Origin of the sequence: Streptomyces sp. ICN903 (assembly GCF_022015835.1) — a bacterium.
GTDB lineage: Bacteria > Actinomycetota > Actinomycetes > Streptomycetales > Streptomycetaceae > Streptomyces > Streptomyces fenghuangensis.
The window spans coordinates 22,756-37,850 of sequence record NZ_JAKMAY010000017.1; the positions used below are offsets into that span (position 1 = coordinate 22,756).

Sequence of the window (15,095 nt, forward strand, 5' to 3'; positions counted from 1 at the left end):
GGCAGGGAGGAAACGCGGCGGCCCTGCCCGGTGGGGGGAGACGGGGCAGGGCCGCCGCGGGTGGCCCGGGGCGTTCACGGGGAGGTCACACGCCCGCGGGCTTCGGTGGCGGTCCCGGTGAGGGCCGGATCCCGCGTGGTTCCGTCGCCGGCGGTCCGGTCGGGGGCGCCGGGGCCGGTGTCGTGGGAGTGGGCGTCGTCGAGGAGGGTCCGCTCGTCGAAGGGGAGGCGGCCGGCCAGCACCTCGCCGACCCGCTCCTTGTCGATCTCCCTGGTCCAGGTGCCGACCAGCACCGTGGCGACGGCGTTGCCGGCGAAGTTCGTCAGCGCGCGGGCCTCGCTCATGAACCGGTCGATCCCGACGATCAGGCCGACGCCGTCCACCAGCTCCGGACGGTGGGACTGCAGCCCGCCGGCGAGGGTGGCCAGGCCCGCGCCGGTGACGCCGGCCGCGCCCTTCGAGGCGATGATCATGAAGACGAGCAGGGAGATCTGCTGCCCCACCGAGAGCGGATCGCCCATCGCCTCGGCCACGAACAGGGAGGCCATCGTCAGATAGATCGCGGTGCCGTCGAGGTTGAAGGAGTAGCCCGTGGGGACGGTGATGCCCACGACCGGACGGCTCACCCCCAGGTGCTCCATCTTCGCGATCAGGCGCGGCAGCGCCGACTCCGACGAGGAGGTGGACAGGATCAGCAGGAACTCGCGTCCCAGATACCTCAGCAGGGTGAGGATGTTCACCCCCGCCACCAGCTTCAGCAGCGCCCCCAGCACGACGAAGACGAACAGCAGGCAGGTGGCGTAGAAGCCGACCATGATGACGGCCAGGGACGTCAGCGCGTCCGCACCGGTCTCGCCGACCACCGCGGCGATGGCGCCGAAGGCTCCGACCGGGGCCACCCACATGATCATGGCCAGCACCCGGAAGACCAGCCGCTGGATGTGGCCGATGCCGCGCAGCACCGGCTCGCCGGCCCGGCCCATTCCCTGGAGCGCGAAGCCCACCAGCAGGGCGACCAGCAGGGTCTGGAGCACCTCGCCCTCGGTGAAGGCGGAGACCAGTGTCGTCGGGATGACGCCCAGCAGGAAGTCGACCGTGCCCTCGCCGGCGCCCTCGGCCTGCGCCGCGCCGGCGCTCCTGGCCTCCTCGGTCAGCCGGAGCCCGGATCCGGGGTCCAGTACGTTGCCGACGACCAGGCCGATGGCCAGGGCGACGGTGGACATCACCAGGAAGTAGCCGAGCGCGAGCCCTCCCACCGCGCCGACCTTGGCGGCCTTCCGCACGGAGCCGATGCCCAGCACGATGGTGCAGAAGATCACCGGCGAGATCATCATCTTGATGAGGTCGACGAATCCGGTGCCCAGCGGTTTGAGCTCCCTGGCCACCTCCGGGGCGGCGAAGCCGAGTGCGACACCCGCCAGGACGGCGGCGATCACGGCGATGTAGAGGTAGTGGGTGCGGTCCCGTCCCGCAGGCCGCGCGGCCCGCGCACGCTGCGCGTTCCGCTCGTTCTGCGCGGTCGGTTCGTTCTGCGGTGGCACGTCGGGCTCCTCCGTGTTGCGGCTCCGACTCGCGTGGAGTCCCGGCGACTATGCACCCGGCTGTGGGGTCGATCACGGTTGCGTGCATTACGTGCACGGAAAACCCGTCCGGACGGCGGGATCCGGGCCGCTCCGGCTCCCTCGCGGGAACCGCCCGGCCGGGTGAGCGGGCAGACTGGGGTCCATGCGTCTGTCCCGCCCCCGCAGCCTGGCAGGCCAGCTCTTCGCGACGCAGGTCGTGGTGGTGGCCGCCGTGGTGGCCGGGTGCGCCCTGTTCACCTACCTGAACGACTGGCGGCAGGCCGAGACCGCCGCCCGGCACCGCGCCACCGCCACCGCCCGTGCGATCGCCGACTCGCCCTCGGTCGCGGAGGCGATCGGCTCGCCCGACCCGAGCGCGCTCCTCCAGCCGTACGCCGAGCGGGTCCGCCGCGACACCGGCGTCACCTTCGTCACGATCATGGACCCGCGCGGCATCCGCTGGACGCACCCGGAGCCGGACCGCATCGGCCGGCGCTTCGTGGGCCACATCGGCCCCGCCCGGCGCGGCGAGACCTTCCACGAGACCTACACCGGAACCCTCGGCCCCTCGGTGCGGGTGGTCACGCCCGTACGCGACGGCGGCGGACGGATCGTGGGGCTGGTGAGCGCCGGGATAGCCGTCGAGCGGATCACCGACGAGGTGGAGCGGCAGATGGCCGTCCTGCTCGCGGTGGCCTCGGGCGCGGTACTGCTCGGCGGGCTGGGCACCTATGTGATCAACGCCCGGCTGCGCCGCCACACCCACGGCATGAACGCCGCCGAGCTGAGCCGGATGCACGCCTACCACCAGGCCACGCTGCACGCCGTGCGCGAGGGCCTGGTCATGCTCGACGGGCAGCGCCGCGTCGCCCTGATCAACGACGGAGCCCGCGAGCTGCTCGGTCTGAACGGGCGCGAGGCCGTGGGGCTGGGCGTGGCCGAGCTGGGGCTGCCGGCGCCGCTGACCGGGGCGCTGCTGGCCTCCGAGCCGCGGGTGGACGAGGTCCACATGACCGACGAGAGGGTGGTCGTGGTGAACACCTCGCCGGTCTCGGTGCGCGACCTGCGCGGCACGGTGGTCACCCTGCGCGACCACACCGAGCTCCAGGCGCTCGCCGGCGAGCTGGACTCCGTGCGCGGCTTCGCCGAGGCGCTGCGCTCGCAGGCTCACGAGGCCGCCAACCGGCTGCACACCGTGGTCTCCCTGATCGAGCTGGGGCGCGAGCGGGAGGCGGTGGAGTTCGCCACCGCCGAGCTGGAGCTGGCCCAGGCGCTGACCGATCAGGTGGTCGCGGCGGTCGCCGAGCCGGTACTGGCCGCCCTGCTGCTGGGCAAGGCGGCACAGGCCGGCGAGCGCGGGGTGGAGCTGGTGCTCACCCGGGACAGCAGTGTCGACGACGGCCTGCTGCCCCCGGACCTGCCCGCCCGGGACCTGGTGACGGTACTGGGCAACCTGATCGACAACGCACTCGACGCCGCGTCCCGCGCCGCCGGGGAGGGCGCTCCCGCGGCGGCTCGGGGCACCCCCGGAGACAGTCCCGGGGACGTTCTCGCGGACACCCCCGCCCGCGTCACGGTGACCGTGCGGGCGTCGGAGCACGAGCTGCTGCTGCGGGTGGCCGACACCGGGCCGGGCATCGGGCCGGAGGAGGCCGAGGAGGTCTTCCGGCGCGGCTGGTCCACCAAGGCCGGCGGGCATGCGAGCCGGGGGCTGGGCCTGGCGCTGGTACGGCAGACCGCACGTCGGCACGGCGGCACCGTGGAGCTGGCCGGTGCGCCCGGCGGCGGCGCGGAGTTCACCGTACGGCTGCCGCTGCGCGCCGCGGCGGAGGCGACGGCGTGACCGGGCCGAAGGCGGGGGCGGGGGCGGGCGCCGGAACCGGTGCGGGGCCCGGACCGATCAGGGTCCTGGTGGTCGAGGACGACCCCGTGGCCGCCGACGCCCACGCCCTGTACGTCTCCCGGGTGCCGGGCTTCGCCGTCGCGGGGGTGGCGCACTCCCGGGCGGAGGCCGGCCGGGCCCTGGAGCGGCTGGAGGTCGATCTGGTCCTGCTCGACCTCTACCTCCCCGACGGCCACGGCCTGGCCTTGGTGCGGGCGCTGCGCGCGGCGGGCCACACCACCGACGTCTTCGCCGTCACCTCGGCCCGCGACCTGGCCGTCGTACGCGAGGGGGTCTCGCTCGGGGTGGTCCAGCACGTGCTCAAGCCCTTCACCTTCCCCACGCTGCGCGAGCGGCTCCAGCGGTACGCCCGGTTCCGGGAGACGGTCACCTGCGCGGGCGCGCGGGCCGACAGCCAGGCGGAGGTGGACCGGGCACTGGCCGCGCTGCGGGCGCCGGGGCGCGTCACGCTGCCCAAGGGGCTGAGCCCGGCCACCCTGGAGGCGGTCACCTCCGCGCTGCGCTCGGCCGCCGGCCAGGGACTGACGGCCTCCGCGACGGCCGAGCGGGTGGGCGTCAACCGGGTCACCGCCCGCCGCTACCTGGAGTACCTGGCCGGCACCGGACAGGCCGAGCGCACCCCGCGCTACGGGCAGGTGGGGCGGCCGGAGCTGCACTACCGCTGGAGCGGCTGACGGCGGCGGAGACCTCTGCGGCCACGGCCACGGGCCGGCGGGCCCACCGGTCAGAAGACGGCCTCGGTCTCGTCCATCCGGTCCTGCGGCACCGTCTTCAGCTCGGTGACCGCGTCCGCCAGCGGCGCCATGACGATCTCGGTGCCGCGCAGGGCCGTCATCATGCCGAAGTCGCCGCGGTGCGCGGCCTCCACGGCGTGCCAGCCGAAGCGGGTGGCCAGCACGCGGTCGTACGCGGTGGGGGTGCCGCCGCGCTGCACGTGGCCGAGGATGACCGGACGGGCTTCCTTGCCCAGGCGGTGCTCCAGCTCGATGGCGAGCCGGTTGCCGATGCCGGTGAAGCGCTCGTGCCCGTACTGGTCGATCTGCCCCTTCTCGTAGGGCATCGACCCCTCGGCCGGACGAGCACCCTCGGCGACGCAGACGACCGCGAACTTCTTGCCGCGCGCGAAGCGCTCCTCGATCATCTTGCACAGGCCGTCGAGCTGGAAGGGCCGCTCGGGCACGCAGATGCCGTGGGCGCCGCCGGCCATACCGGCCTCCAGCGCGATCCAGCCCGCGTGGCGTCCCATGACCTCGACGACCATCACCCGCTGGTGGGACTCGGCCGTCGTCTTCAGCCGGTCGATGGCCTCGGTGGCCACGGTGACGGCCGTGTCGAAGCCGAAGGTGCGGTCGGTGGCGGAGATGTCGTTGTCGATCGTCTTGGGCACGCCCACCACCGGCAGCCCGGCGTCGGCGAGCATCCGGGCGGCGGTGAGGGTGCCCTCGCCGCCGATCGGGATGAGCGCGTCGAGACCGAGCCGCTCCAGCAGCTCCTCGGAGTTCCGGCACGCCTCCCGCAGCCGGTCGCGCTCCAGCCTGGCCGAGCCCAGGATGGTGCCGCCCCTGGCGAGGATGCCGGAGACGGAGTCGATGTCGAGTTCGCGGTAGCGGCCGTCGAGCAGCCCCTTGAAGCCGTCTTCGAAGCCGATGACTTCGTCGTTCCGGTCGACCACGGCGCGGTGCACGACCGAACGGATCACGGCGTTCAGACCGGGGCAGTCGCCGCCTGCGGTGAGGACTCCGATGCGCATGGGATCGCTTCTCCTGCTCGCTGCTGGTTCGGGGGTGCGCCACCGCGATTGTTTCACGCTCTGAACGCATTCCCGCCTTCCGTCTCACATACCGTTCGAGACACGACCGGCAGGCGGCACCGAGGGGCACGGCGGTAGGGTCGGGAGCAGTCAGAGGAACAAGCGTCCGGACGGGCTCCTTCGGGGCTGTTCCGGCCGGTGCGGCCATCGGGCCGGACCGGCCGGCCTCCGCGGGTTTCCGCGGGTTTCCGTGGCCTTCGGCGGGGCTCCCGCCGGATCCCCGCGCCCCCTGCGGCCCCTGCGGCCCTCGCCCTCGCGGTCTCTTCGGCGCTTTTCCGCCGCGGCGTGCCCGGGTACCCGACGGAAAGGACAGGGCCCGGAGGGTCCAGGGTGCGACGAGCAGGGAGAGCACACGTGACGCGCAGCGTGTACGTGACCGGCATCGGCCGCGGAGACGGCCGCCAGGTCGTGGAGCTGGGAGTCATGGAACTCCTGTCCCGGCGGACCGGCCGGGTCGGCGTCTTCCGCCCGCTCGCCCACGACGGCCCCGACCCCATCTACGACCTGCTGCGCAGCCGCTACCGGCTCTCCCAGCCCGCCGGGACCGTGGTCGGGCTCGGCTACGACGAGGCGGTGGCCGTCCTGGCCGACCGGGGCACCGACGAGCTGGTGTCCCGGCTGGTCGACCGCTTCCACACCGTCGCCCGCGACTACGAGGCCGTCCTCGTCCTGGGCACCGACTTCGCCGACACCGGCCTGCCCGCCGAGCTGGCGCTCAACGCCCGGCTGGCCAACGAGTTCGGCGCCCCGGTGCTGGCGGTGGTGGCCGGCACCGGCCAGGACACCGACTCGCTGACCGCCGAGATCCGCAACGCCTACCACGCGTACGCCTCGCTGGGCTGCGAGGTGCTCGCGATGATCGCCAACCGGGTCGCGGACGGCGCGGCGGTCGGCGCCGTCGGACTGGACGGGCACCTGCCGGTGCCGGTGTACGCCCTGCCCGAGGACCCCGCGCTGGCCGCGCCGACCGTCACCCAGGTCGCCCAGGCGCTGGGGGCGAAGGTCCTCCAGGGGGATCCGGCCGGGCTCGCCCGCGATGTGCGCGGCTTCGTCTTCGGCGGCGCCACACTGCCGACCTTCCTGCCCGCCCTCACCGAGGGATGCCTGGTGCTCACCCCCGGCGACCGCGCGGACCTGGTCGTCGGCGCGCTGGCCGCCCACTCCGCGGGCTCCCCCGCCATCGCCGGGGTGCTGCTGACCGTCGGGGAGCACCCCGGCGAGGAGACGATGGCGCTGGCGGCCCGGCTCTCCCCGGGCACTCCGGTGCTGTCGGTGCCCGGCGGGTCGTTCTCCACCGCCGGCGAGCTGATGTCCCTGGAGGGCAGGCTGACCACGGCCAACCCGCGCAAGGCCGAGATCGCCCTCGGTCTCTTCGAGGGCCATGTGGACACCGCCCGGCTCACCGAGCGGCTCTCGGTGGTCCGCGGCGACCGGGTCACCCCGATGATGTTCGAGCACGAGCTGATCGAGCGGGCGCGGTCCGACCGCCGCCACGTCGTCCTGCCGGAGGGCACCGAGGAACGGGTGCTGCGGGCGGCCGAGGTGCTGCTGCGCCGGGGGGTGTGCGATCTGACGCTGCTGGGCGACGAGACCGAGATCCGCAAGCGCGCCGCCGAGCTGGGCATCGACCTGGGCCTGCTGGGGCCCGAGGAGCTGCCCGAGGGGACGGGTGCCTCCGCCCGCGCCGTGGATCCGTACACCTCGCCGCTGCGCGAGCGCTTCGCCGAGCTGTACGCGAAGCTGCGCGCCCACCGGGGCGTCACCCACGAGCTGGCCTACGACCAGGTGGCCGACGTCTCCTACTTCGGCACCCTGATGGTCCAGGAGGGGCTGGCCGACGGCATGGTCTCGGGCGCGGCGCACTCGACGGCGGCGACGCTGCGGCCGGCCTTCGAGATCATCCGCACCAAGCCGGACGCCCGGATCGTCTCCTCGGTGTTCTTCATGTGCCTGGCCGAGAAGGTACTGGTCTACGGCGACTGCGCGGTCAACCCCGATCCGGACGCCGAGCAGCTCGCCGACATCGCCGTCCAGTCCGCCGCCACCGCCGCCCGGTTCGGCGTGGACCCGCGGATCGCGATGCTGTCGTACTCCACCGGCACCTCCGGCTCCGGCGCGGACGTGGACAAGGTGCGGCGGGCGACGGAACTGGTACGCGAGCGCCGCCCGGACCTGCTGGTGGAGGGACCGATCCAGTACGACGCGGCGGTGGAGCCGTCGGTGGCGGCGACCAAGCTGCCGGAGTCGAAGGTCGCGGGACGGGCCACCGTGCTGGTCTTCCCGGACCTGAACACCGGCAACAACACCTACAAGGCCGTCCAGCGCTCGGCCGGCGCGGTGGCCGTCGGCCCGGTCCTGCAGGGTCTGCGCAAACCGGTCAACGACCTCTCGCGCGGCGCGCTGGTGCAGGACATCGTCACCACCGTGGCGATCACCGCGATCCAGGCGCAGCACAGCCGGCGGGCCGCGGGCGCGGCGGCCGGCCCGGCGGAGCCCACCGGGTCCGCCGGACCCGCCGAATCGCCCGGATCCACCGGGTCCACCGGGTCCGCGCGATCCACCGGACCGACCGGCCCCGAGGGGAAGGGTGCGAGCGAGTGAGAGGCACCCGCGTCCTCGTCCTGAACACCGGTTCCTCCTCGGTGAAGTACCAGCTCCTGGACATGGCCGACGGCTCCCGCCCGGCCGCCGGCCTGGTCGAGCGGATCGGCGAGCGCACCTCGTACCTGCGCCACGCCCCGGCCGGCGGTCCGGGCCGCGAGCGCGAGGAGCCGGTGCCCGACCACCAGGCGGCGCTGGAGGCCGTCGCCGGTGAACTGGCCCGCGACGGGCTGGGGCTGGACTCCCCCGAGCTGGCCGCCATCGGCCACCGGGTGGTGCACGGCGGGCGCCGCTTCACCGAGCCGACCGTGATCGACGACGCGGTGCTGGCCGAGATCGAGCGTCTGGTGCCCGTCGCGCCGCTGCACAACCCGGCCAATCTGGCGGGCATCCGCACGGCCATGGAGCTGGCGCCGCATCTGCCGCAGGTGGCGGTCTTCGACACCGCGTTCCACACGACGATGCCGGAGTACGCCGCCCGGTACGCCATCGACACCGCCGTCGCCGACGCCCACCGGGTGCGCCGCTACGGCTTCCACGGCACCTCGCACGCGTACGTCTCGCGCAGGGCGGCCGAGCTGCTGGGACGGGATCCGTCCGAGGTGAACGTCATCGTGCTGCACCTGGGCAACGGCTCGTCGGCCTCGGCGGTGCGCGGCGGGCGGTGCGTGGACACCTCCATGGGGCTCACCCCGCTGGAGGGCCTGGTGATGGGTACCCGTTCGGGTGATGTCGACCCGGCGGTGGTCTTCCATCTGGCGCGGGTCGCCGGGATGTCGGTGGACGAGATCGACGTCCTGCTGAACAAGCGCAGCGGCCTGCTGGGCCTGTGCGGGGACAACGACATGCGGGAGGTCCTGCGCCGGATGGCGGGCGAGGGGCCGGACGCGGAGTCGGCGAGACTGGCCTTCGAGATCTACGTCCACCGGCTGAAGAAGTACATCGGCGCCTACTGCGCGGTGCTCGGCCGGGTGGACGCGGTGGTCTTCACCGCCGGGGTCGGCGAGAACGCCGCACCGGTGCGGCAGGCCGCCGTCGAGGGGCTGGAGGGCCTGGGTCTGGCCGTGGACGCGGAGCTGAACGCCGCGCGCGGCGGCGGGCCCCGGCTGGTGTCCCCGCCCGCCGCGCGGGTGGCGGTGGCCGTGGTGCCCACCGACGAGGAGCTGGAGATCGCCGGCCAGACGTATGCGCTGGTGGGCGACGGCACCACGGAACGGAAGTGAGCCAGCTCACCCCCTGGAACGTTCCGCCACTGAACAAAAGATAGGATCGCCCCCATGCGCCGTTCCAAAATCGTCTGCACCCTGGGCCCCGCCGTGGACTCCTACGATCAGCTCAAGACGCTGATCGAGGCCGGCATGAACGTGGCCCGCTTCAACATGAGCCATGGCAGCCACGCCGAGCACGAGGAGCGCTACCACCGTCTGCGCAAGGCCTCCCAGGAGACCGGGCGCGCCATCGGCGTGCTCGCCGACCTCCAGGGCCCCAAGATCCGCCTGGAGACCTTCGCCGACGGTCCCGTCGAGCTGGTGCGCGGCGACGAGTTCACCATCACCACCGAGGACGTCCCCGGCGACCGCACCATCTGCGGCACCACCTACAAGGGCCTGCCGGGCGACGTCTCCAAGGGCGAGACGGTCCTGATCAACGACGGCAACGTCGCCCTCCAGGTGATCGACGTGGACGGCCCCCGGGTGCGCTGCATCGTCATCGAGGGCGGTGTGATCTCCGACCACAAGGGCATCAACCTGCCCGGTGTGGCGGTCAACGTCCCGGCCCTGTCCGAGAAGGACGTCGAGGACCTGAGGTTCGCGCTGGAGATGGGCTGCGACATGGTGGCGCTCTCCTTCGTGCGCGACGCCGCCGACGTCCGCGACGTCCACCGGGTGATGGACGAGGTCGGCCGCCGGGTTCCGGTGATCGCCAAGGTGGAGAAGCCGCAGGCGGTGGAGAACATGGAGGACGTGGTCCTCGCGTTCGACGGCGTGATGGTGGCCCGCGGCGACCTGGCGGTGGAGTACCCGCTGGAGAAGGTGCCGATGGTGCAGAAGCGGCTGATCGAGATGTGCCGCCGCAACGCCAAGCCGGTGATCGTGGCGACCCAGATGATGGAGTCGATGATCACCAACTCCCGGCCCACCCGTGCCGAGGCCTCCGATGTGGCCAACGCGATCCTGGACGGCGCGGACGCGGTGATGCTCTCGGCGGAGTCCTCGGTGGGCCAGTACCCGATCGAGACCGTCAAGACGATGTCGAAGATCGTCCAGGCCGCCGAGGAGGAGCTGCTCTCGCGCGGCCTCCAGCCGCTGGTGCCCGGCAAGAAGCCGCGCACCCAGGGCGGTTCGGTGGCCCGCGCGGCCTGCGAGATGGCGGACTTCCTCAACGGCAAGGCACTGGTCGCCTTCACCAAGTCCGGCGACACCGCCCGGCGGCTCTCCCGCTACCGGGCCGCCCAGCCGATCCTGGCCTTCACCACCGAGCCCTCCACCGCCTGCCAGCTCACCCTGAGCTGGGGTGTGGAGTCCTTCGTGGTGCCGCACGTGGACCACACCGACGACATGGTGGACCTGGTCGACGCCGAGCTGCTCAAGCTCCAGCGGTACAACATCGGCGACACCATGATCATGACGGCCGGCTCGCCTCCCGGCATCCCCGGCACCACCAACATGGTGCTGGTGCACCACCTGGGCAGCGACCAGCGCTGACCCGCCGGCCCGTCCGGCCCTCTCGCCGCGGGTGTCAGTTCTCGTTGTAGAGGTTCATGCCCGGGATGTGCAGGTCTCCGCCGAACTGGCCGGCCTGCCTGACCGACACGTCCGTGAAGAACACCTCGGGGATGTTCAGCGGCGGCGGCGACTCGGGGCTGAAGGTGATCTTGATGAGCCCGAAGAGCTTGCCCTTCAGCTCCTCGGTGTACATCGTCACCGTGCCGTTGCGGATGGTGGAGGTGCTGCCCTTGGCCGCCTTGACGTGCGCGGTGCTGCCGCCGGGCCCCTCCACCAACTGGTGCAGGTCCCGGATGTCCACCGAGCGGGCGGTGAACTTCAGGACGTTCTTGACCGTGCCGTTGTGGGTGCGGACCTTGACGATGCCGTGGTAGTCCAGGCCGTGGAGGGCGAGCAGGCTGGTCTCCAGCAGCCACGGGGCGTTGGGCAGCACCGCCTCGGTCTGCTCCTCCTCGGCCTCGGCCAGCGCCTCGGCGTCGTAGGTCGGGCAGGGGAAGGGTTCCTTGCCGGAGGCGTCCGTCCCGGGGGCGTCCGTCCCGGGGGCGGTCGCGCCGTCCGCCGCTTCCCCGGCCTTCTCGCGCGCCTTGCCGGCGGTGTCCTCCACCGCGTCGCCGACGCGGTCGGTGGTGTCCTTCAGCCCCTTCCCGACACTGTCGGCGGCACCCTCGACGGCGTCCTTCACCGGGGCGTCAAAGGCACCGTCCCGGGGCTGTCCGGACTGCCCGGACTGCGACGGGCTCGGCGAGGCGGAGGGCTCGGCCGCGGCCTCGGCCTGCGCGCCGTCGTCCTTCTTCTCGGCCGGGGTGAACAGGTCCTTGATGGCGTCGCCGATGCCCAGCGGGTCCAGCGGGTTGCGCTCCTCGGACTCCGAGGGGCTCGGCTCGGGCTCCGGCGTACCGGCGCCCCCCTTCTCCCCGCCTCCGGCGCCGCCGTCGGCCGGCGGCTCGGCGGGCGCCGTGGCACCGGGCTCCGGCGCGGGGGTGGCATCCGGCTCGGCGTCCTTGCCGGACTCGTTCCGGCCGTCCTCGCCGGACTCGTTCCGACCGTCCCCGCTCTCCTCGCCGCCCTGGCCGGGCCGGCCCTTCTCCGTCTCCTGCCCGCTGCCCTCCTCCGCCTCCTTGTCGGGCGCGGTCACGCACGGCCCGTCCCTGAAGGGGTTCTCGGGCAGCGGCTCGGCGAGGGCGAGTCTGGGGGTGAGCCCCATGCCCATGAGCACGGCCGACGGCATGGCGGCCAGGGCTATCGCCTTGCCGGCGGGAACGTGCAGCCGGGTCAGCAGCGGCTTCCTGGGGGCGGCGTGGCGCGGCCCGGTCCTCGTACGCCGGGACGGCTCGGCCGCGGCCTCCCGGTCCTCACGGTTCAACTCCTCAGGCGTCACGGTGCGCCCCGTTCTGTCCGTCGTCCGCCCCGGCGGGGGCCGGCTCGACGATGCTCAGGCCCACCTCCTGCGGAGCCTCTTCGGGCGCGGGATCACCGGGGACCTCCCCGGTCTCCGCGGGCTCGGCCGGCCGCTCCTTGCTCTGCACCCAGGAGACGGCCATCGCGCCGCCGACCATCGCCAGCAGGAAGCCCACGAAGAGGCCCCCGAGGTTGGAGACCACCAGCGAGACCAGGGCCAGCAGGATGGCGGCGACTCCGCTGAACACCCGGGAGTGCGGCTGGAACCACATGGTCAGGCCCAACACGAACAGCAGCACGCCGATGATCAGCGATCCGGAGCCCGTGGTGGTCGCCAGCCGGAAGGACAGCTGGCTCAGGCTGGGGTCGGCGTACGGGATCCAGATGATCGGCACGCCGCCCAGCAGCGTCAGCAGTCCCGCCCAGAAGGGGCGCTGCCAGCGCCACAGGCGGAACGACTGCCGCCAGTGGCTGATGCGTTCACGCGCTCCCGGCGACTCGGCACTCATCAGAAAACAGCTCCCTAGGGCCGAACTGTCCATAAAGATCGATGGCACTGCGGGGAGGCGGGGAACCGGCTCGGCGGTCCCCCGCCCCCTCTCCGCTCAGTGCGTCAGAAGCACTCGTTCTTGCCCTTGGCGACATTCAGCGAAAGGCCGGAGAGCTTGAAGGTGCCGGCGCTGGTGGCCCAGGACGTCTGCTTGACGCCGGTGAGCACCGCCTCGTCGGCCTCCTGGGCGAAGGAACCCGGAAGCACGGCGTCGCCGTCCTTCAGGCCCGGGCCCTTGCTCGTGTCGTTCGCCGAGACACCGATGTTGATGTTCTTGAACGTGGCGTCGGCGTCGAGCTGGTCGAGGTCGATGTAGAGGTTCTTCGCCTCGACGACCTTGCCGTCGTTGCCCGCGTTCAGCTTCACCGAGACATCGCCGAAGACCGGAACGGGGATCACGACGGACTGGCACAGGCCCCTGAGCTCGGCGCTCTTGAAGGCCGACACGGCGACGGGGACCTTCTTGCCCCCGTGCACGGTGTCGATCGTGCCGTACTGCACGAACCCCTTGCCGTCCAGCCGGTCAACCGAGACCTTCGCCTGCTGACCGGAGACGCTGAACGACGCGGCGAGTGCACCCTGTGCCAGGGCGACCCCGACCGCCGCCGTGGCGGCGACGCTGGGAACCATGACGACGGCGAACCGCTTCCATCTGGTCCCGCCACGAGCCACAGACTCCATGACTTTCCTCCTTCTCGGACGTACATCTCCGGCCCGGGCCTGGCCCGGACGGGATGGGAGAAGTGCTACGTCCTCGGGAAGGAGAGCGCCGTTCCCCGGATTCGCCTGATTCCGGAGCGCCGGCGATCACCCCCGAGCGACAACCACTGGCCACGCTCTCGCGCAACCTGCCGGACAGGCCCTGCCCTTCGGCAGAGACCCCCCTGTCCGCGACCGGCGTCACCGACGCCGGCCCACCCGGTGGGGACCCATGGTCCGGCTCTGCCCGGGCGTGGTGTACCGGGCTGCGGACGATGGACCGAGCGTGGCCGATCGTGGTGCATGAGAGGCCGGGGCACAAGGGGCTCGTTACTTGTGAGTAACGGGGAGATGACAGGGTCCGCGCCGAAAGTGATCAATCAGGCACTCAGGGTCGCCGGGAGAAACGATGGGCGAGCGGATCAAACGGACTTTGCGGGACCGAACACCCCAGGCGGCTTACTACGAGTAACAGCGGCCGCGATTGCCAAGTTTCGGTAAAGTCGCGGCCGCTGTTGATCGTTATGTCAATAAGTCCCGGACCACCGGAACCGGCAGGTCAGAAAAGCACCCGGGCAAGGGCACCGCGTGCCGCGACCACCCTCGGATCCTCGTGCCCGACCACCTCGAAGAGCTCCAGCAGACGGACGCGGGCGGCCTCCCTGTCGTCCCCCGCCGTACGGCGGACGGTCTCCACCAGCCGACCGAAGGCGTCCTCGACGTGCCCGCCGGCGAGGTCGAGGTCGGCCGCCCTCAGCTGCGCCCGGACATCGGCGGGCGCCTCGGCCGCCTCCTTGCGCACCTGGGCCGCGTCCAGTCCCTGGACGCGCTGCAGGAGCTCGGCCTGGGCCAGGCCCAGCTTGGCCTCGGTGTTGGCCGGGTCGTCGGCGAGCACGTTCCGGTACGCCTGGATCGCGCCGCCCAGGTCCCCCGCGTCCAGCGCGGAGTGCGCGGCCGCCAGCGCCGGGTCCTCCGGGACGGCGGGCGCGGCCGGAGCCTGCCCGCCACCCTCCACCGAGATGCCGGTGATGCCGAAGCGCTGCTCGGCGACCTGGACGAGCTGGTCCAGCACCTCGCGCACCTGCTGCTCGGGCGCCGCGCCCTGGAACAGCGGCAGGGCCTGGCCGGCCACCACCGCGAAGACGGCCGGGATGCCCTGCACCCCGAACTGCTGGAAGAGCGCCTGGTTGCGGTCGACGTCGATCTTGGCGAGGAGGAAGCGCCCGGCGTACTCGTGCGCCAGCCGCTCCAGCAGCGGGCCGAGCTGCTTGCACGGACCGCACCACTCGGCCCAGAAGTCGATGACCACCGGGACTTCGGCGGAGCGCTGGAGCACCTCCTGCTCGAAGTCCGCCTCCTCGACGTCGATCACCAGGGACACCGGGACCGCTCCGGCTGCTCCGGCCGCTCCCGCCTCGCCGGTACCACCGGCCCCGCCCTGCTGCCGTGCGGCCCGGGCACGGGCCTCCTCGGCCTTCTGCTTGGCCTCCCCGGCCGCCTTCACCGCGGCGAGGTCGACCACTCCGCTCATGGACATGTTGCGTGGCTGCATGTGACCAGTCTCCCCCGTTCCCGGACCGTTCCGTGCAGCGTGTCGCACATCGGCGCCGGGTCCCCGTCCGGCGCCAGTGGTTGTCGCGTGATCGCCGCCTGTTCCGGAGGTCCCGGAACCAGCGTTTCGATACGCCTCGTAGCGTAACTCACGGCCCCGGCTACAGTCACCCCATGGCCGATTCCGCTCGACGCACGGGCAGGCCGCGCAGCGCCGCGGCCGACCGCGCGATCCTCGACGCGACGCGCTCGGCGCTGGTCGAGCTGGGGTGGGGCGGGCTGACCATGGGGGACG

Annotated in this window: 11 protein-coding genes and 1 pseudogene; 6 read left to right on the forward strand and 6 right to left on the reverse strand. The window is 72.6% G+C overall.

All coding sequences use genetic code 11. The annotated features are described in order from the left end of the window. Positions 1–74: 74 nt before the first annotated feature. Entirely contained in the window at positions 75–1,442 is a 1,368-nt protein-coding gene (locus L7D48_RS03425; protein ID WP_237877261.1) for a cation:dicarboxylate symporter family transporter, read from the reverse strand. A gap of 283 nt (positions 1,443–1,725) precedes the next feature. Here L7D48_RS03425 and L7D48_RS03430 point away from each other — a divergent pair, with 283 nt between their 5' ends. Further along, positions 1,726–3,405: a sensor histidine kinase gene (locus L7D48_RS03430; RefSeq protein WP_237877242.1), complete on the forward strand. Its 1,680-nt coding sequence runs from the start codon at positions 1,726–1,728 to the stop codon at positions 3,403–3,405. Further along, positions 3,402–4,139 carry a response regulator gene (locus L7D48_RS03435; RefSeq protein WP_237877244.1) on the forward strand — a complete coding sequence of 246 codons (738 nt, stop codon included), beginning with the start codon at positions 3,402–3,404 and terminating at the stop codon, positions 4,137–4,139. The genes L7D48_RS03430 and L7D48_RS03435 overlap by 4 nt, the downstream gene beginning before the upstream one ends. A 50-nt stretch (positions 4,140–4,189) precedes the next feature. Here the strand turns inward: L7D48_RS03435 and L7D48_RS03440 are convergent, their stop codons facing one another. Beyond that, positions 4,190–5,215: an ATP-dependent 6-phosphofructokinase gene (locus L7D48_RS03440; RefSeq protein ID WP_237877246.1), complete on the reverse strand. Its 1,026-nt coding sequence runs from the start codon at positions 5,213–5,215 to the stop codon at positions 4,190–4,192. Positions 5,216–5,629: 414 nt separating this feature from the next. Here L7D48_RS03440 and pta point away from each other — a divergent pair, with 414 nt between their 5' ends. The 3 genes from pta to pyk are packed head-to-tail and all read left to right on the forward strand — an operon-like array spanning position 5,630 to position 10,581. Continuing rightward, positions 5,630–7,876: a phosphate acetyltransferase gene (gene pta, locus L7D48_RS03445; protein WP_237877247.1), complete on the forward strand. Its 2,247-nt coding sequence runs from the start codon at positions 5,630–5,632 to the stop codon at positions 7,874–7,876. Then, entirely contained in the window at positions 7,873–9,099 is a 1,227-nt protein-coding gene (locus L7D48_RS03450; RefSeq protein WP_237877249.1) for an acetate kinase, read from the forward strand. Before pta ends, L7D48_RS03450 begins: the two co-directional genes overlap by 4 nt. 54 nt (positions 9,100–9,153) lie before the next feature. Next, positions 9,154–10,581: a pyruvate kinase gene (gene pyk, locus L7D48_RS03455; protein ID WP_237877251.1), complete on the forward strand. Its 1,428-nt coding sequence runs from the start codon at positions 9,154–9,156 to the stop codon at positions 10,579–10,581. 34 nt (positions 10,582–10,615) lie between these two features. Here pyk and L7D48_RS03460 read toward each other — a convergent pair whose 3' ends face one another. From L7D48_RS03460 to L7D48_RS03475, 4 genes are all read right to left on the reverse strand, one after another. Further along, positions 10,616–11,965, reverse strand: a complete 1,350-nt coding sequence (locus L7D48_RS03460) for a hydrogenase expression protein HypF (RefSeq protein WP_237877253.1) — start codon at positions 11,963–11,965, stop codon at positions 10,616–10,618. A gap of 4 nt (positions 11,966–11,969) precedes the next feature. Further along, positions 11,970–12,509, reverse strand: a complete 540-nt coding sequence (locus L7D48_RS03465) for a DUF6114 domain-containing protein (RefSeq protein WP_237877255.1) — start codon at positions 12,507–12,509, stop codon at positions 11,970–11,972. Between the two features lie 104 nt (positions 12,510–12,613). Then, positions 12,614–13,231 carry a DUF6230 family protein gene (locus L7D48_RS03470; RefSeq protein ID WP_237877257.1) on the reverse strand — a complete coding sequence of 206 codons (618 nt, stop codon included), beginning with the start codon at positions 13,229–13,231 and terminating at the stop codon, positions 12,614–12,616. A gap of 577 nt (positions 13,232–13,808) precedes the next feature. Next, the gene (locus L7D48_RS03475; protein ID WP_237877259.1) at positions 13,809–14,801 is read right to left on the reverse strand and encodes a tetratricopeptide repeat protein; all 993 of its coding nucleotides are present in this window, start codon (positions 14,799–14,801) and stop codon (positions 13,809–13,811) included. 173 nt (positions 14,802–14,974) lie between these two features. On the opposite strand from L7D48_RS03475, the pseudogene L7D48_RS03480 reads away from it, so the two are divergent. Further along, positions 14,975–15,095: pseudogene (locus L7D48_RS03480) on the forward strand (TetR family transcriptional regulator); the annotation flags it as partial.